The organism is Curtobacterium sp. MCBA15_004 (assembly GCF_001865055.2).
Taxonomy (GTDB): domain Bacteria; phylum Actinomycetota; class Actinomycetes; order Actinomycetales; family Microbacteriaceae; genus Curtobacterium.
This window is the reverse complement of record NZ_CP126266.1, coordinates 1316294-1334466: the sequence shown is the minus strand read 5'-3', so window position 1 is coordinate 1334466 and position 18173 is coordinate 1316294. Positions and strand designations below refer to the sequence as shown.

Here is an 18173-nt window from a genome sequence, read left to right as displayed (position 1 = left end):
CCGGAGGGGATCCCGACGACCGCGCCGAGGTGACGAAACGACCTGACTGTCGCTCGCTTCAGGTAGCTTTCCGAACACCACCGGTGAGCACAGGAGTGACGTTGCCCCAACCATTCGACCCCGAGAAGCTGAAACAGGGCCTGGCCAAGACCCTCGACACGGTGGGGCAGGCCACCCGCGACACTTCCTCGCGCGTGATCGGCCAAGCGCGATCCTTGCGGGAGTCGGCGGAGGACGCCCTCGAAGCCCGCCGAGCTCCGGACGAAGATCCGTACGAGCGGGCCACGATCGACTACAACGCGGCGCACACGTCGATGACCGACACGGGCCTCGCGCTCCTCCGGCAGCGTGAGCGGTCGGTGGATCTGCTCGCACTCGTCGAGCACCTGGTCAACAGCATCGCCAACACGCCGAAGTCGTTCGAGACGGCCTTCGAGGCGGCCCAGCTCAACCGGACCGCGTTCCTCGAGGCCGAGGAGTTCGCGCGGAAGGACCTCGAAGCCGCTCGGGCATCGGCGTTCGGAGCCGGCGCCGGCATCTCGGTCGGCGCCGCAGTGGCGAGCCTCGCGCCCGCAGCGGCGATGTGGACTGCGACCACCTTCGGCGCGGCGTCCGCCGGAACGGCGATCTCGACGCTGTCGGGAGCGGCAGCCACCAACGCAGCACTCGCGTGGTTGGGCGGCGGCGCACTGGCGGCCGGCGGGGGCGGAACCGCGATGGGCGCAGCGCTCCTCGCGCTGGCGGGTCCGATCGGCTGGAGTGTCGCCGGGGCGGCGCTCCTCACGTCGATCGTGCTCTTCACGAAGAAGAAGTCCGAGACACGGGAAGCGAAGCACCGGGCGCTGCTCGCGCTTCGCGGGAACACTGCCGCCGTCAGGTCACTCGAGACGCAGATCAGAGCCCTGCTCGACCGGAGCACGTCGGTCCGCGAACTCCTTCGAGACAACTACACGCAGTCGCTCGCTGCCTTCGGCGAGGACTTCAACGAGGTCTCCAGGGCAGATCAGGCGCGTCTTGCGTCGCTGGTCAACACAGCAACCTCCTGCGCGGCTCTCCTCGGGACGCGCATCGTGCCGGAGACCGCGGGTGGCTGAACCGATCAGCGGCGCGAAGCGGATCCAGGAGCAGGCTGTCGCTGCCTGGGTGAACCACCTCAACGAGGTCCGCCTCGAGACGCTGTTCGAGCGTCTGGAACGGCACCCGGACGACCTTGACGGAGCACTTTCGACGGTTGACGCAGCGCTCCGCAAGATAGACCTCGAGGTCGTCGGCCGGAACCGAGGCGGGGTGAAGGGAATGCACGGCTTCATCGCGGAGGTCGCTGAGGTCGGCGTCGGCAACGCCCGAGCACGGATCGTCGGCGACGCTGCTCGCTACGGGTGGGTCAACGACAACGGCCCAGTCGACCTCCTCCGAGACGGCGTCGAGATCCAGCAGAAGTTCGTCGCCGCGGGCGGTCGCCTCGGGCTGGGGGCGATCGGCGAGCACCTCGACAAGTACCCAGACTTCATCCGGAACGGTGGGAAGTACCAGATTCCCGCGGACCACTACGAGACCATCCGCGACTTGCATTCCATGTCGGCAACGGACGCGAGCAAGCTCGTCGCGGGGTCCGGTGACGGTCCGTCGTACGGGGACTGGGTCCGCGTCCGAGCGTTCTTCGGTACCGGACGAGTCGACGTGGACTCGCTCGAGCCATCTGCGCTCGACTACGTGGATGTCCAACGCGGCTCGTACGCGGCCACTCTCGAGAGCGAGAAGGACTCGCTGCGCGCGACCGCTCGGTCACAGCGTGCCGATGCATCCGCTGCAGGGCGAGCATCCATCCGAGAGGCGGGCAAGGCCACGATCGCCGCTGGCGCCGTCGAAGGGGTGACGACGTTCGTCATGGCAGTCGTCAGGAAGCACCGTGCCGGGACACCGCTCGCGCAGTTCACTGCCCGCGACTGGACCGAAGTCCTCGGAGAATCGGGAGTGGGCGCCGTGAAGGGCGGCGTCCGCGGTGCGAGTGTCTACACCTTGAGCAATCTGGCCGCGACGCCCGCTGCTGTTACGAGTGCACTCGTCACGGCGAGCTTCGGCATCGCCGAGCTGGCGAACGAGCTGCGTACCGGAACGATCACGGAGAGCGAGTTCATCGAGCGTGCCGAACTGGTCTCGCTGGAAGCTGCGGTCAGTGCGGTCTCGTCGCTCGTCGGCCAAGCGGTCATCCCGATCCCGGTCCTCGGAGCCGTGATCGGCAACACGATCGGTACCGTGATGTACCAGACGGTGTCTGATTGCCTCGCTCGGCGGGAGTGCGAGCTGCTCGAGCGATACGCCGACGAGCAGCGGTTGCTCGGAGAACGTCTCACGAGCGAACAGGAACAACTCGTCGACCGGCTCAGATCCGCGACGTCGACGTACGTCGCAGTCCTCGACCGCGCGTTCTCACAAGACGTGGAAACCGCGCTCGCCGGGTCGGTCGCGCTCGCGATCGAGGTCGGGGTGGCTTCCGCGGACATCCTCGACTCCGACGAGAAGACCGCGGCCTACTTCCTCGACTGACACCACTGATCTGAGCGACGGCCGCGATGACTGCGCGCGGGGGCGACTCCGAGCTGTGCCTCGGTGGCAGACGCCGCGCATCGCACGTCGCGCTGCCTATGCTCATCGCGTGGTCGACACGAAACAGACGAAGACGATCGGTGAGCATGCAGTCGCGGCCGAGCTCGCGCGACACGGTTGGGCACCGGCGCTGACGCGCGACGGTCTGGAACGCACGGACATCCTCGCGGTCCAGCTCGGAGGAGACCGCACGATGGTCGAGGTCCAGGTGAAGGCCGCGCGAGGGAGCGGCCCTCGGCTCTCGTGGCCACTCGGCGAGAAGTCCCAACAGCCCTCCCTGCATCGACACGAGTGGTTCGTCATGGTGGCGATCGACGACGACCTGTCTGCGCCGCTGCGCTACTTCGTCGTGCCCCGCGACCACGTCGCGGCCTCCGCCTGGATCCAGCACATGGACTGGTTGACGACTCCCGGGATCCCCGCTGGCACCCGGAACGCCGGACCGGAGCGGTCCCGTGTCCCATTGCCCACGTTCGCTCGCTACGAGGACGCCTGGTCCTCGCTCGCGCTCCCGACGAATGAGGTACCGGTCCTGCTGCCACCGAAGTTCCACGCGCTCGCGACGGAGACCTCGCGGGTGGGCCTGCCGAAGGGTCATCCGTGGCACGATGAGTTGCCACGGTGGTGACGGGAACGCGAGCACAGGCCCGGGGAAAGCGACCTCGGACCGCTACGCTCCCCCCCCCCCCATGCCCGACCGCATCATGTACGTCCAGCTGAAGACCGGCCACCCCACCGACGCCGGCCCCGCCTGGATCAGCCTCGTGCGCTTCACGAAGACCTGGAGGACCGCGTCCTTCCACGGCCGCACCCTCGCCCGCGAGCAGGGGTTCGACGCCAACTTCCGCGACGTCGAGACCGACGAGTGGTTCTGGCTCTCCGGCCCGAAGCGCGACCGCACCGACGCCCGGTACGGTCGCGGCGCCCCGACCGTCGACGAGGACGCCCGCGCCGACTACGAGGCGTTCCTCGACGGCGCCCCGCTCCCCGGCCGCGAACACGGCTGACCTCCCGGCGCGCGTGCTCGCGCAGCGACGGGACCCACTGCACCACCCACCGGACGGGAGGCCCGCCACCACCCCGCCCCGCGCCTCCAGTCCGTCCCGCCCCACCCTGCGCGACTACACCGCCGTCGCCGACGCCAGTTGCGCCCGCGCCACCACCGCATCCGCGGCCGGCGGCCGCCCGTACGCCTCCCGGTAGTCCCGCGAGAAGTGCGACGCACTCCGGAACCCGACCGCAGCCGCAGCCCGCGCCGCGGTGTCCCCGTGCACGACCATCCGCCGCCGCGCCTCCCCCAGTCGTGTCCGCTTGAGGTACTGCGCCGGCGTCATCCCCGTCGCTTCCTTGAACCGGGCGAACAGCGTCGACTCGCTCACCCGCAGGGTCCGCGCGAGCCGGTTCATCGACCACGGCTCGTCCATCCGCGAGGTCAGCAACGCCGTCGCACCCGCCACAACCGAGGTGCCACTCCCGTCGAGCGCCGCCGTGATCCTCGGTGCCTGCGCGGTCTGCAGCAGCCGCAGCACGATCTCCCGCGAGACGAGCGGGAACAGCACGGGGATGTCTTCGGGGGCGTCGAGCAGTCCGAGCAGCCGGGCGAACGCGTCCGCGAGTGGCTCGGTCCAGCGCCCGAGTCGCGGCACCGGCGCGGCGGCTGCAGCAGCGGGGACGGACATGGAGGCGACGACCTCGCCGACGACGACGGGGTCGAGCCGCCACACCGCGGAGACGAAGCCGTCCGCCCCCGCGGCGTCCACCACGCCTGCGACGACGGGCAGGTCCACGGGCGTGATGATGAACCGCTCGCGGCCCCACTCCTGGTCGTCGTCCCCGACGATCGAGCGCTTCCGCCCGCGCAGCACCACGGACAGCGACGGCACGTACCGCCGGTCGAACAACCCCGTCGGCTGGTGCACCCGGGACACGGTGAGCCCGAGCGCCTCGGCGTGGTGCGCCGATCCGGTGCGGGCGGCCGCGGCGTGGTGGTCGTTCCCGAGGACGGCGGCGTGCGCGGACGCGATCGCGGCTGCACGGTCGAGGTGCTGCGCGATGCGGTCGTCCACGTCGCCAACCTACCCATCCGAGCACACCAGCAGGAGACGTCACGGGATCGGGCAAGGTCTCCGCGGATCCGGGCAAGCGACGGCCGTGCGCGCAGCCGGAGCATCGGACCATGACGACACAGCACGAGCAGACGACACCCCACCAGACGACACCCCACCAGACGACGCAGCCCACCGAGACGACCCCTGACCACACGACACCCCGCACCGCCCTCGTGACCGGCGCCTCGAGCGGCATCGGCGAGGCCGTCGCCCGCGAGCTCGCCGCCGCCGGCCTGACCGTGGCCGTCCACGGCCGCGACGAGCAGCGCACCCGGGCGGTCGCCGCCGACATCCAGGCGCAGGGCGGCCGAACCGTCGCACTCGTCGCCGACCTGTTAGCGAGCGCCACGGCGGTCCGTGCCCTCGCCGCCGCGGCGCTCGACCAGCTCGGCGGCCACGTCGACGTCCTCGTGAACAACGCGGGCGTCTACCCCGGTGGCCCGACCGAGTCGCTGTCCGATGACACCGTCGACGCCCTGCTCGCGACGAACGTCCGCGCACCGCACGTCCTCGTCGCGGCTCTCGCCCCGGGCATGGCCGAGCGCGGCGGCGGTGTCGTCGTGAACATCGGCTCGTGGATGGCACGCGTCGGCGTCCCGTTCATGGCCCTCTACCCCGCGACGAAGGCCGCGGTCGAGCAGCTCACGCGCGCCTGGGCGGCGGAGTACGGGCACCGTGGCATCCGCGTCGTGACGGTCGCCCCGGGCGCGACGGCGACCCCGGGCAACGCCGACTCGGCGGAGGTCCTCGCCGCGATGACCCAGGGCACCCCGGCTGGCCGCCCGGTCCAGCCGGTCGACATCGCGCGCGCGGTCCGATGGGTCGCGTCCGACCAGGCGGCGTTCGTCACGGGCGGCACGATCGACGTCGACGGCGGGATCGCCTCGACACGGCTGTCCTGAGGGCGCGGCCGGCCCACCCCGTCGGGCGGCAACACGCAGCGTCGGGGCGTGACACCGGGACGGACGGGCGCGCTCGGCAAGGCGGCGACGCAAAGCGAAGTGAAGTGACGCGACGCGACGCGGGGACGGACGGGAGGCGCGGTGCCAGCTGGCACCGCGCCTCCCGTCCGTCACACGGTCGCGTCCGCGACCCGCCCTCACCAGGTGAGCACGAACCGCCCGCGCGTCCCACCGGCGGCCAGGCGCTCGTGCGCCTCCCCCGCCCGCGAGGCGGGCAGCACCTCCGCGACCCGCGGTGTGAGGATGCCGTCCTCCACCGCCTGCCGGAGCTCCTCGAGCAGGTCGAACGACGTGTACTCCTCGAACACCATGATCCGCTCGAACCGGATGCCGCGAGCGCCGTTCCCCTCCCAGCCCCGCACGTCGGCGAAGAAGCCACCGTCGCGCACGGCCTCGACGACCTCCTCACGCTGTACGGCGGCGTCGGCGAGCGCGTCGACCCCGTCCGGCACGAGGCCTCGGACAGCTGCGGCGAACCCGTCGCCGCGCGGGACGACGTGGTCGGGGCCGAGGGAGCGGACGAGCTCCTCGTCCTTCGGTGCGGCGTCCGCGATGACCGTGATGCCGCGCTGCTTCGCGAGCTGCACGACGTAGTTCCCGAGCAGCCCGGCGGCACCGGTGACCGCGAGGGTGTCGCCCGCACGGAGTCCCGAGCGTGCGAGGATCTGCAGCGCGGTCAGCCCGTTCATCGGGACGGTGGCGGCCTCCTCGATCGACGTGCCGGCGGGGGTCCGCGTGAAGGACCCGACGGGCGCGACGAGGTGCTCGACGTACGCGCCGCCGTGCTCGGTGAGCGGGAGGGCCATCGCCATGACCTCGTCGCCGACCTGCCAGTCGGACACGTCGGGTCCGACCTCGTCGATCACCCCGGCGGCGTCCATCCCGGGGACGTACGGCGGCTCGGTGTCGGTCGGGCGCTGTCCTTCTCGCACCCCCGTGTCGGTGGGGTTCACGGCGAACGCCTGCACCCGGATCCGGACGGTGCCGTGGCCGGCGTGCGGCTCCGGGACCTCGTGGACGGCGAGGGCTCCGGGCCCTCCGAACGTTGCGACTCCGACGACCTTCATGCTCCCGGTCTACGCGCCGGCGGCGGAGCGGACTCAGCGGACGTTGCAGGAGCGAACACCGGGGTCAGTTCCACGTCCGCAGCGCGACGACGACTGCGACCGGCAACGACGCAGCGAGCACGATCCCCAGGACGACCGCCAACGTCCGCACCACCGGGATCCCCTGCTGTCCGACCCAGATCAGCAGCAGGATCGCCGTGAGGTACAGCGGCGGCACGAAGAGCAGCGGTACGAAGCCGAGCCCGGTCCACTCCACGAGCGCACCGGCGAGGAGTTCGTACACGGTGCACCCGGCGGCCACCACGAAGGCGCCCCACACGCCGGCGGGTGCCCGGCGACGAGCGCCCGCGGTGGCGTCCGGCTCATCCGTCATCGTCGTCGTACCCGTCCCCCGGACCGCCGGCGAAGCAGGTCGTCTGGATCACCACGTCGCCGGTGGTCCGGGTCACACCCGCGTTCCCCTCCGCGAGCCAGTCGTCGCCGACCGCCCGGGCGTCCCAGCCGAGCGGGTCCACATCACGGAGCCCGGCACCGCGGAAGACCTCGCGGACCGCCGCGAGGCGCCGTTCGGCCTCGTCCTGCGGCAGCAGATCGGCAGTGCGGTCCGCCTCGGTCCCCGGCTCGTCCTCGCCCTCGCGCTCGCCGGGCGACGACCACCTCCACGTGTACTCGGTGCCCCGCTCGAGGTTCGACAGCGGGCACCCGCGCGAGAACAGCCCGACCTCACCCGCGCCGGGGTCCTCGCCCAGTGCCCGCACGGCACGCTCGCCCAGCTCGGCGAGGTCCCGCTCGGCCTGTGCCTGCGTCCTGCTCGTCTCGAGCGCGGTCAGGGGTTGCGCCCGTCGCTCCGCATCCGCCGTCCAGTGCTTCGCGACCTCCACGGTCGGGTAGCCGAGCGACACGGCCGCGACGACCGCGAACACCGCGCACGCCACCGGCCCGACCAGCGTCACCGACGGGTCCCGCCGTCGCTGCACCAGCAGCAGCACGACGCCGGTCAGCGGCACTCCGGCACACACGACGGTGACGACGATGCTCCCCGTCGTCTGCGTCGAGAGCGAGTGTGTGGAGTTCCCCGCTCCGCTGTACCCGGCGAGCGCGACGAGCAGCCACGCGATCCACCCCGCGGGCAGGAGCAGCCCGCTCGCCACGATCCACCAGATGCCGTTCCGCCGCCTCGGTGGCGACCACGCGGTGTCGTCCATCACGAATCCCCCTCGTCCTTCCCGTGCGCCCGAGGCTCAACGCCTGACGCACGGTCCTGGTCCTCGTCCACCGCGTCCGGATCGACCAGGCACCCGCTCTCCAACAGCAGGCTCTCTCCACGCTGCCCGACGGTCGCGCTCCCCCTCCACGCGTCGGTGGTCAGGCGGCCGCCTCCCCCGTCGTACCGCTGGTACACGTGGTACCCCTCGTCCTGCAGCAGCTCGACCGCGGGCGCACTCATCCGCACACCCTCCGCGTCCGACACCGTCGCGGACGGCGAGGGCGTCGGCTCGGCAGGTGCCGCAGCGCCCTCGGGCGCGGCACCGGCGGCCGGACCGTCATCGGCGGTCCCCCGCCACCACGAGTACCGCACCATCGTCCCGGGAGCCTGGTTCCCGAGGCGGCACGAGTCCGTCTCCGTCTCGGCTGCCGGAGCGGCGGGGTCGCCGCCCATCGCCACGACGACGCGGTCACCGAGGGCTGCAAGTTCCTCCTGCGCCTGCGGCACCGTCCGCGCGGTCTCACGAGCGGTCGGCGGCTGCGCCCGTTCGACGGCGTCGGACACCATGTGCGACCCCTGGACCAGCGGCAACGGCAGGAGCGTCACGCCGCCGAGCGACAGCACGAGCAGGCAGACCGTCGGGCCGACCATGCTCACGCTCGGGTCGACCGTGCCCTCGCGCCGCAGGCTGGTGAAGCCCCAGAGCGGCACCCCGAAGCCGAGCGCCGCGGCGATCAGGTACGCGATGAGCATCCCGGCGTCCGGCCAGCGGCTCGACCACGGGCCCGCCGTCGACAGGACCGACGCGAGCGCGAGGTACCAGCCCACCACGATCGCCACGATGCTGCCGGCGATCCATCCGCCGCCGTGCTTCCGGTGCCCGCCGCGTTGCCGCACGTGCTCGTCGTCGCTCATGCGTCCCCCTCGCCGATCGTGTTCCCCCGGCACGACCCTACCGACGACCACCGATCCCCGCCCCGAGGTCGCTCGCGCACCCGTACGAGAACGGGAGGCGCGACGCACCCCCGCTCTGGGGAGTGCTGCTGAGCGCCCACCCCGGGAGATGATTGCGGTTCCCTCACCTTCTGGAGTCACCGATGACCCGCACCTCGAAGCGCCTCGGCATCGCCTGGGCCGCCGCCGGCGCACTCACCCTCGCCCTCTCCCTGAGCGCATGCAGCGCCGGCTCCTCGGAGGACGCCGCGGCGTTCGTCGCAGCCGCGTCGAGCTCCAGCCCGACCTCCACCGCCAGCGCGGCCGCGGCGAAGGCGGCCGCCGAACAGGCCGCGGCAGCGGAGGCCGCGAAGGTCGCTGCGGACGCCGCTGCCAAGCGCGCAGCAGAGGAGGCCGCGCAACGCGCAGCCGCAGAAGCCGCGGCGAAGGCCGCGGCCGACGCCAAGGCCGCAGCGGACGCCCAGGCAGCCGCCGACGCCCAGGCCGCCGCAGCAGCAGCCCAGGCGGCAGCGGCGCCGGCGGCAGCCGCACCCGCGTCGGCGTTCTACGCGAACTGCGACGCGGTGCGCGCCGCGGGAGCGGCCCCCATCCGCGCCGGTGAGCCCGGCTACTCCCGCAAGCTCGACCGGGACGGCGACGGGGTCGGCTGCGAGGACTGAGCCCCACCGGACGGGAGGCGCACCGCACCCCCGCCACGCGCCTCCCGACCCGTCGCCCACCGGACGGGAGGCACGCCGCACCCCGCCACGCGCCTCCCGACCCGGGACCCACCGGACGGGAGGCGCACCGCACCCCCGCCACGCACCTCCCGACCGCAGGCCGCGCCGCGCCCGCGGCCCCGCCGCGCCCACGACAGAACGCCGCCCAGCCACCGCGCCTACAGTCGAACGAATGCCCGCCCCGCACCACGAGACCGACACGACCCCCGCACCCGACGGCTTCATCCGCGTCCGCGGCGCCCGCGAGCACAACCTCCGCGACGTCGACGTGGACATCCCCCGCGACCGCATCGTCGCGTTCACCGGGGTGTCCGGCTCGGGCAAGTCGAGCCTCGCGTTCGGCACGGTCTTCGCCGAGGCGCAGCGCCGCTTCCTCGAGTCCGTCGCGCCGTACGCCCGCCGGCTCATCGCGCAGGGCAGCACCCCGCACGTCGACGAGATCACGGGCCTGCCCCCGGCCGTCGCGCTGCAGCAGCGTCGCGGCGCCCCGAGCACCCGGTCCACCGTCGGCACGCTGACGACCCTGAGCAACTCGACGCGCATGCTGTTCTCGCGGGCCGGCACCTACCCGGAGGGCGCCGAGCAGCTCTACTCCGACTCGTTCTCGCCGAACACCGCGGTCGGGGCGTGCCCGCGCTGCCACGGCATCGGGACGGCGCACGAGGTGACCGAGGCCTCCGCCGTGCACGACCCGTCGCTGAGCATCCGGGACGGTGCGATCACCGCGTGGCCGGGTGCTTGGCAGGGCAAGAACCTCCGCGACGTGACGGCGGTCCTCGGGTACGACATCGACCGGCCGTGGCGCGAGCTGCCGCGAGAGGACCGCGACTGGCTCCTCTTCACCGAGGAGCAGCCCGTGGTACAGGTGCACCCCAAGCGCGACCGGGTGGCGAAGCCGTACAAGGGCCGGTTCTGGAGTGCCCGGCAGTACACGCTGCACACCCTCGCCGACTCGCAGAGCGAGGCGCAGCGCAAGAAGGCGATGCAGTACGTCGAGTCCGGGCCGTGCCAGCTCTGCGGCGGCTCGGGCCTGACCCGGGCGGCCCTCGCGGTGACGTTCGGCGGGCTGTCGATCGCAGAGTTCCACGCCCTGCCGCTGACCGAGGTCGCCGAGGTCCTCCGCCCCACCGCGGAGCTCACGGACCCGGTCGCGGCGACCTCCCGCGTGACCTCGGGCGAGCGGTCCGAGGTGGCGAAGTCGATCGCCGCGGACCTGCTGTCCCGCGTCGAGGTCCTCACCGGCCTCGGGCTCGGGTACCTCGGCCTCGACCGGGCGACGCCGACGCTCTCCCCCGGCGAGATGCAGCGCCTCCGCATCGCGACGCAGCTCCGCAGCGGGCTGTTCGGTGTCGTGTACGTCCTCGACGAGCCGAGCGCGGGTCTGCACCCCGCCGACGCGGAGCCGCTCGTCCAGGTGCTCGAGGACCTCCGCGCGAGCGGCAACAGCGTGTTCGTCGTCGAGCACGACATGGGCATCGTCCGCCGCTCCGACTGGATCGTCGACGTCGGCCCCGGTGCGGGCTCCGGCGGCGGCACCGTCCTGTACAGCGGGCCGCCGGACGGACTCGCGGACGTCGAGGCGAGCGTCACCCGCCGGTACCTGCACCCCCGGACCACCCCGGTGCAGCACGAGCCGCGCGAACCGGTCGGCACGCTCGAGCTCCGCGGCATCACACGGCACAACCTCCGCAGCCTCGACGTCGACCTGCCCCTCGGCGTGATGACCGCCGTGACGGGGGTGTCCGGCTCGGGCAAGTCCTCGCTCGTCGGCGGTGTCCTCCCCGCGGTCGCGACGCAGCACCCGACGGTGTCGCGCGTCGTCGAGGTCGACCAGAAGCCGATCGGCCGCACCCCCCGCTCGAACCTCGCGACCTACACGGGCCTGTTCGACGCCGTCCGCCAGGCCTTCGCGGCCACCGACGAGGCCCGCTCCCGCGGCTGGTCGGCCGGGCGGTTCTCGTTCAACGTCGAGGGCGGCCGCTGCCCGGTCTGCCAGGGCGAGGGTTCCGTCTCGGTCGAGCTCCTCTTCCTCCCCGGCAGCTGGGCCCCGTGCCCCGAGTGCCACGGCTCCCGGTACACCGACGAGACCCTCGAGGTCCGCTGGAACGGCGCGACGATCGCCGACGTCCTCGGCATGACCGTCGACCAGGCCGCCGATGCCCTCGCGTCCGTGCCCGCAGCCGCCCGCGCCCTCGACGCCCTCCGCAGCGTCGGCCTCGGCTACCTGCGTCTCGGACAGCCCGCGCCGGAGCTGTCCGGCGGCGAGGCCCAGCGCATCAAGCTCGCCACGGAACTCCAGCGCGCCCGGTCGGGCCACACGCTCTATGTGCTCGACGAGCCCACCACCGGATTGCACCCGGCCGACGTCGAGCTGCTCGCCGCGCAGCTCGCCCGACTCACCGACGCCGGGAACACCGTCGTCGTGGTCGAGCACACCATGAGCGTCGTCGCGCAGGCGGACCACGTCATCGACATGGGTCCGGCTGGCGGCGACGACGGTGGTCGTGTGGTCGCGTCCGGCACGCCGGCCGCGGTCGCCGCGTCGGCGGACAGCCGCACGGCACCGTACCTGCGCGCCGAACTGGGCGGCTGACCGGCCCGATCAACACCGGCCGGGAGGCGCGGGACGGGCCCGCCACGCTCCTCCCGTCCACGCCACCCCGAGCTGGCATGTGCTGGAGAAACGCATTCGCGCCCGGGAATGCAGAAAACCCCTGACCATGAATGGTCGGGGGTTCCCTGGTCGTACGTGAAGTTGAGTCCGGCGGCGTCCTACTCTCCCACAAGGTCCCCCTTGCAGTACCATCGGCGCTGAGAGGCTTAGCTTCCGGGTTCGGAATGTGACCGGGCGTTTCCCTCTCGCTATGACCACCGGAACACTGTCGACCCGAAACGGATCAAACACTGTTCCTTCATGCTGGTTCAGCTGAAGTATTCAGTTTGATTCCCGATCGTCTGTCGGGAACCACAAAGTGGACGCGAGCCCCCACCACAAGGGTGGGGAAATAATTGTGTTGTCAAGTCTTCGGCTTATTAGTACCGGTCAGCTCCACGGGTCGTTAGTCCCCGCTTCCACATCCGGCCTATCAACCCAGTAGTCTGCTGGGAGCCTCTCACACTCAAGGTGCATGGAAATCTCATCTCGAAGACGGCTTCCCGCTTAGATGCTTTCAGCGGTTATCCGGTCCGAACGTAGCTAATCAGCGGTGCCCTTGGCAGAACAACTGACACACCAGAGGTTCGTCCATCCCGGTCCTCTCGTACTAGGGATAGATCTTCTCAAATTTCCAACGCGCGCAGCGGATAGGGACCGAACTGTCTCACGACGTTCTAAACCCAGCTCGCGTACCGCTTTAATGGGCGAACAGCCCAACCCTTGGGACCTACTCCAGCCCCAGGATGCGACGAGCCGACATCGAGGTGCCAAACCATGCCGTCGATATGGACTCTTGGGCAAGATCAGCCTGTTATCCCCGAGGTACCTTTTATCCGTTGAGCGACAGCGCTTCCACAAGCCACTGCCGGATCACTAGTCCCGACTTTCGTCCCTGCTCGACCTGTCAGTCTCACAGTCAAGCTCCCTTGTGCACTTACACTCGCCACCTGATTGCCAACCAGGTTGAGGGAACCTTTGGGCGCCTCCGTTACTCTTTGGGAGGCAACCGCCCCAGTTAAACTACCCATCAGGCACTGTCCATGAACCCGATCAGGGTCCTACGTTAGACATCCAAAGTGACCAGAGTGGTATTTCAACAATGACTCCACGAACACTAGCGTGCCCGCTTCACAGTCTCCCACCTATCCTACACAAGCCACTCCGAACACCAATACCAAACTGTAGTAAAGGTCACGGGGTCTTTCCGTCCTGCTGCGCGTAACGAGCATCTTTACTCGTAGTGCAATTTCGCCGAGTTCGCGGTTGAGACAGCTGGGAAGTCGTTACGCCATTCGTGCAGGTCGGAACTTACCCGACAAGGAATTTCGCTACCTTAGGATGGTTATAGTTACCACCGCCGTTTACTGGGGCTTAAATTCAGAGCTTCGCCCGAGGGCTAACCCTTCCTCTTAACCTTCCAGCACCGGGCAGGCGTCAGTCCGTATACATCGTCTTGCGACTTCGCACGGACCTGTGTTTTTAGTAAACAGTCGCTTCCCACTGGTCTCTGCGGCCTTCAACGCTCACGGAGCAAGTCCGGTCACGTGTCCGGCCCCCCTTCTCCCGAAGTTACGGGGGCATTTTGCCGAGTTCCTTAACCACGATTATCTCGATCTCCTTGGTATTCTCTACCTGACCACCTGAGTCGGTTTCGGGTACGGGCGGCTGCAACCTCGCGTCGATGCTTTTCTCGGCAGCATAGGATCACTGATTTCCCCTTACGGGTACGCGTCGGATCTCAGGCGTACAGACGACGGATTTGCCTATCGTCAGCCCTACATCCTTACACCAGGTTCACCTTACGGATACCATCGCCTGGCTCAGCTACCTTCCTGCGTCACACCTGTTCATACGCTAGCCGCACCAGCATGGGGTCGAGCGTTAGACCGGACACCATCACCCCGAAGGGATCCGACGAACCGGGTTAGGACTCTTAGCACCACTGGATTAGCTTGGGCGGTTGTTCGCCGGTACGGGAATATCAACCCGTTGTCCATCGACTACGCCTGTCGGCCTCGCCTTAGGTCCCGACTTACCCAGGGCGGATTAACCTGGCCCTGGAACCCTTGGTCTTTCGGAGGACGGGTTTCTCACCCGTCTTTCGCTACTCATGCCTGCATTCTCACTCGTGTGGCGTCCACGGCTGGATTACTCCGCCGCTTCACTCGCCACACGACGCTCTCCTACCACTCCGCACGACTGAACCACGAAGGCTTGTCTGTGTGCGAAATCTACAACTTCGGCGGTGTGCTTGAGCCCCGTTACATTGTCGGCGCGGAATCACTTGACCAGTGAGCTATTACGCACTCTTTCAAGGGTGGCTGCTTCTAAGCCAACCTCCTGGTTGTCTGTGCAACTCCACATCCTTTCCCACTTAGCACACGCTTAGGGGCCTTAGTTGGTAGTCTGGGTTGTTTCCCTCTCGACGATGAAGCTTATCCCCCACCGTCTCACTGCTGCGCTCTCACTCACCGGCATTCGGAGTTTGGCTGACGTCAGTAACCTGTTGAGGCCCATCGGCCATCCAGTAGCTCTACCTCCGGCGAGAAACACGCAACGCTGCACCTAAATGCATTTCGGAGAGAACCAGCTATCACGAAGTTTGATTGGCCTTTCACCCCTATCCACAGCTCATCCCCTCCATTTTCAACTGAAGTGGGTTCGGTCCTCCACGACGTCTTACCGTCGCTTCAACCTGGCCATGGATAGATCACTTCGCTTCGGGTCTAGGACATGCGACTGAACCGCCCTATTCAGACTCGCTTTCGCTACGGCTGCCCCACACGGGTTAACCTCGCCACATATCACTAACTCGCAGGCTCATTCTTCAAAAGGCACGCCGTCACCCCTACTAAGGAGGCTCCGACGGTTTGTAAGCAAACGGTTTCAGGTACTATTTCACTCCCCTCCCGGGGTACTTTTCACCTTTCCCTCACGGTACTTGTCCGCTATCGGTCATCTGGGAGTATTTAGGCTTATCAGGTGGTCCTGACAGATTCACACGGGATTTCTCGGGCCCCGTGCTACTTGGGATACACATCCGGCCATAACACCATTTCGTCTACGGGGCTGGCACCCACTACGGCCCGGCTTTCAAACCGGTTCGACTATGATGCGCTGTAACCGCCCCAGTCCGGCAGAACTGAGTGACGTGTCCCACAACCCCGACCATGCAACGCCCGCCGGCTATCACACATGATCGGTTTAGCCTCATCCGCTTTCGCTCGCCACTACTCACGGAATCACATGTTGTTTTCTCTTCCTGTGGGTACTGAGATGTTTCACTTCCCCACGTTCCCTCTACCCGCCCTATATATTCAGGCGGGAGTCACCAGGTCACAAAAGCGCCTGGCGGGGTTTCCCCATTCGGAAATCCTCGGCTCACAGCTCGATTATCAGCTCCCCGAGGCTTATCGCAGATTTCTACGTCCTTCTTCGGCTCCAGATGCCAAGGCATCCACCGTTTGCTCTTAGAAACTTGACCACAAAGATTAAAATTGCGATCCAACGCCAACCACAACCACCAACCGAAGCCGGCGATCATGCGATGACGCGAATCTAAAGATGCTCGCGTCCACTGTGTAGTTCTCAACATACGATCGGCACCATCCTCCACCAACGCAACCGCGCCGGCATCACATGGCCCACTCGAAGAACCGCGTCCCCAGCACCACCCACACAGGGCAGCACCAGACGGCTCAACCCCCAACCACAACGGGCCGGGAAGCCTGGTCCCTCAGGACCCAACAACGTGCACCAGATGCTCACCACACCCCGACCCCTTCCAACCAACCGCGAACGATCGATGTACTGACGCCGAGAGCATGACTCCCACCTGCACTGTCAATGTTCCACCCATGAGCTACCCGTCGGACACGTTCGGTCCGAACCGGGCGCCTGGACCCACCCCACACCTGCATCTGCAGACACGAGACGAGCCAGATGCTCCTTAGAAAGGAGGTGATCCAGCCGCACCTTCCGGTACGGCTACCTTGTTACGACTTAGTCCTAATCACCGATCCCACCTTCGACGGCTCCTTCCACAAGGGTTAGGCCACCGGCTTCGGGTGTTACCGACTTTCATGACTTGACGGGCGGTGTGTACAAGGCCCGGGAACGTATTCACCGCAGCGTTGCTGATCTGCGATTACTAGCGACTCCGACTTCATGAGGTCGAGTTGCAGACCTCAATCCGAACTGAGACCGGCTTTTTGGGATTCGCTCCACCTTACGGTATCGCAGCCCTTTGTACCGGCCATTGTAGCATGCGTGAAGCCCAAGACATAAGGGGCATGATGATTTGACGTCATCCCCACCTTCCTCCGAGTTGACCCCGGCAGTCTCCTATGAGTCCCCGCCATAACGCGCTGGCAACATAGAACGAGGGTTGCGCTCGTTGCGGGACTTAACCCAACATCTCACGACACGAGCTGACGACAACCATGCACCACCTGTACACCGACCACAAGGGGGCGACCATCTCTGGCCGTTTCCGGTGTATGTCAAGCCTTGGTAAGGTTCTTCGCGTTGCATCGAATTAATCCGCATGCTCCGCCGCTTGTGCGGGCCCCCGTCAATTCCTTTGAGTTTTAGCCTTGCGGCCGTACTCCCCAGGCGGGGCGCTTAATGCGTTAGCTACGACACAGAAACCGTGGAAAGGTCCCTACATCTAGCGCCCAACGTTTACGGCATGGACTACCAGGGTATCTAATCCTGTTCGCTCCCCATGCTTTCGCTCCTCAGCGTCAGTTACGGCCCAGAGATCTGCCTTCGCCATCGGTGTTCCTCCTGATATCTGCGCATTCCACCGCTACACCAGGAATTCCAATCTCCCCTACCGCACTCTAGTCTGCCCGTACCCACTGCAAGCCCGAGGTTGAGCCTCGGGATTTCACAGCAGACGCGACAAACCGCCTACGAGCTCTTTACGCCCAATAATTCCGGACAACGCTTGCACCCTACGTATTACCGCGGCTGCTGGCACGTAGTTAGCCGGTGCTTTTTCTGCAGGTACCGTCACTTTCGCTTCTTCCCTACTAAAAGAGGTTTACAACCCGAAGGCCGTCATCCCTCACGCGGCGTTGCTGCATCAGGCTTTCGCCCATTGTGCAATATTCCCCACTGCTGCCTCCCGTAGGAGTCTGGGCCGTGTCTCAGTCCCAGTGTGGCCGGTCACCCTCTCAGGCCGGCTACCCGTCGTCGCCTTGGTGAGCCATTACCTCACCAACAAGCTGATAGGCCGCGAGTCCATCCCCAACCAAAAAATCTTTCCACTACCAGACCATGCGGCCAGTAGTCCTATCCAGTATTAGACGTCGTTTCCAACGCTTATCCCAGAGTCAGGGGCAGGTTACTCACGTGTTACTCACCCGTTCGCCACTAATCACAGAAGCAAGCTCCTGATCATCGTTCGACTTGCATGTGTTAAGCACGCCGCCAGCGTTCGTCCTGAGCCAGGATCAAACTCTCCGTAAAAAAATTACAACCAACACCGAAGTGTCAGCGAGTTGAAACTGACTGTCGACTGTCCACTGGACAATCTTCAATCCAAAAGGAATTGTCTCCGACCCGACCAACCAAAAGGCCAGCCAGGCACGGGGTCAATAAATTGGCATTGACAATGTGCACGCTGTTGAGTTCTCAAGGACCAGACGCACCCAACACTCCACACCCATCAGGGCGCTTCACGAAGGAGCTGGTTCGTTGCCCGGGGAAGAACCGTGGCGAACAAGATCCCCAAGTCCATGACCTGGCGACCGTCCCGGCCGTTCCGTTCTCCGCCTCAGCGGCAACGAGTGATTACTTTACGCAGAGGTGAACAGCACCGCCAACAGCGCTGACATCCCGGGCGTGTCGTACCCCGACTTCCCCGGGAACACGGGGAAGCAGGGGT

The 18173-nt window shown here is 67.4% G+C and carries 12 protein-coding genes and 3 rRNA genes; 7 read left to right on the top strand and 8 right to left on the bottom strand.

The features are described from left to right. Nucleotides 1–101 precede the first annotated feature (101 nt). The 4 genes from QOL16_RS06300 (at nt 102) to QOL16_RS06285 (ending at nt 3614) form a co-directional block, all read left to right on the top strand. Nucleotides 102–1094 carry a hypothetical protein gene (locus tag QOL16_RS06300; protein WP_071282469.1) on the top strand — a complete coding sequence of 331 codons (993 nt, stop codon included), beginning with the start codon at nt 102–104 and terminating at the stop codon, nt 1092–1094. Next, nucleotides 1087–2547 (top strand): hypothetical protein, encoded by a 1461-nt coding sequence (locus tag QOL16_RS06295; RefSeq protein ID WP_071282418.1) that lies wholly within the window; start codon nt 1087–1089, stop codon nt 2545–2547. The genes QOL16_RS06300 and QOL16_RS06295 overlap by 8 nt, the downstream gene beginning before the upstream one ends. A 109-nt stretch (nt 2548–2656) precedes the next feature. Continuing rightward, nucleotides 2657–3235 carry a hypothetical protein gene (locus QOL16_RS06290; RefSeq protein WP_071282416.1) on the top strand — a complete coding sequence of 193 codons (579 nt, stop codon included), beginning with the start codon at nt 2657–2659 and terminating at the stop codon, nt 3233–3235. 61 nt (nt 3236–3296) lie between these two features. Beyond that, on the top strand, nt 3297–3614 hold the full coding sequence (locus tag QOL16_RS06285) for a hypothetical protein (protein ID WP_071282414.1): 318 nt from the start codon (nt 3297–3299) through the stop codon (nt 3612–3614). Between the two features lie 114 nt (nt 3615–3728). Here QOL16_RS06285 and QOL16_RS06280 read toward each other — a convergent pair whose 3' ends face one another. Continuing rightward, entirely contained in the window at nt 3729–4673 is a 945-nt protein-coding gene (locus QOL16_RS06280) for an AraC family transcriptional regulator (protein ID WP_071282412.1), read from the bottom strand. Between the two features lie 110 nt (nt 4674–4783). On the opposite strand from QOL16_RS06280, the gene QOL16_RS06275 reads away from it, so the two are divergent. Continuing rightward, the gene (locus QOL16_RS06275) at nt 4784–5617 is read left to right on the top strand and encodes an SDR family NAD(P)-dependent oxidoreductase (RefSeq protein WP_083394883.1); all 834 of its coding nucleotides are present in this window, start codon (nt 4784–4786) and stop codon (nt 5615–5617) included. Nucleotides 5618–5814: 197 nt separating this feature from the next. On the opposite strand, the gene QOL16_RS06270 is transcribed toward QOL16_RS06275, so the two are convergent. The 4 genes from QOL16_RS06270 to QOL16_RS06255 all read right to left on the bottom strand — a co-directional run bounded on the left by QOL16_RS06270 (nt 5815) and on the right by QOL16_RS06255 (nt 8866). Next, complete coding sequence (locus QOL16_RS06270) at nt 5815–6744, bottom strand: NADP-dependent oxidoreductase (protein ID WP_071249330.1); 930 nt, start codon at nt 6742–6744, stop codon at nt 5815–5817. A gap of 64 nt (nt 6745–6808) precedes the next feature. Further along, on the bottom strand, nt 6809–7117 hold the full coding sequence (locus QOL16_RS06265; protein WP_071249328.1) for a hypothetical protein: 309 nt from the start codon (nt 7115–7117) through the stop codon (nt 6809–6811). Then, a complete protein-coding gene (locus QOL16_RS06260) occupies nt 7107–7949 on the bottom strand; it encodes a hypothetical protein (RefSeq protein WP_071282410.1) in 843 nt (280 codons plus the stop codon). Before QOL16_RS06260 ends, QOL16_RS06265 begins: the two co-directional genes overlap by 11 nt. Continuing rightward, nucleotides 7949–8866 (bottom strand): hypothetical protein, encoded by a 918-nt coding sequence (locus QOL16_RS06255; RefSeq protein WP_065962647.1) that lies wholly within the window; start codon nt 8864–8866, stop codon nt 7949–7951. Before QOL16_RS06255 ends, QOL16_RS06260 begins: the two co-directional genes overlap by 1 nt. A 182-nt stretch (nt 8867–9048) precedes the next feature. Here QOL16_RS06255 and QOL16_RS06250 point away from each other — a divergent pair, with 182 nt between their 5' ends. Then, the gene (locus QOL16_RS06250) at nt 9049–9564 is read left to right on the top strand and encodes an excalibur calcium-binding domain-containing protein (protein WP_071282408.1); all 516 of its coding nucleotides are present in this window, start codon (nt 9049–9051) and stop codon (nt 9562–9564) included. A gap of 232 nt (nt 9565–9796) precedes the next feature. Further along, nucleotides 9797–12217, top strand: a complete 2421-nt coding sequence (locus tag QOL16_RS06245; protein WP_071282406.1) for an excinuclease ABC subunit UvrA — start codon at nt 9797–9799, stop codon at nt 12215–12217. A 166-nt stretch (nt 12218–12383) separates the two neighbouring features. Here QOL16_RS06245 and rrf read toward each other — a convergent pair. From rrf to QOL16_RS06230, 3 genes are all read right to left on the bottom strand, one after another. Next, nucleotides 12384–12500, bottom strand: a 5S ribosomal RNA gene (rrf, locus tag QOL16_RS06240). 137 nt (nt 12501–12637) lie between these two features. Next, nucleotides 12638–15764: ribosomal RNA gene (locus QOL16_RS06235) — 23S ribosomal RNA — on the bottom strand. 469 nt (nt 15765–16233) lie between these two features. Then, nucleotides 16234–17755, bottom strand: a 16S ribosomal RNA gene (locus QOL16_RS06230). Together the 16S, 23S and 5S rRNA genes form the textbook arrangement of a ribosomal RNA operon. Between the last annotated feature and the right edge of the window lie 418 nt (nt 17756–18173).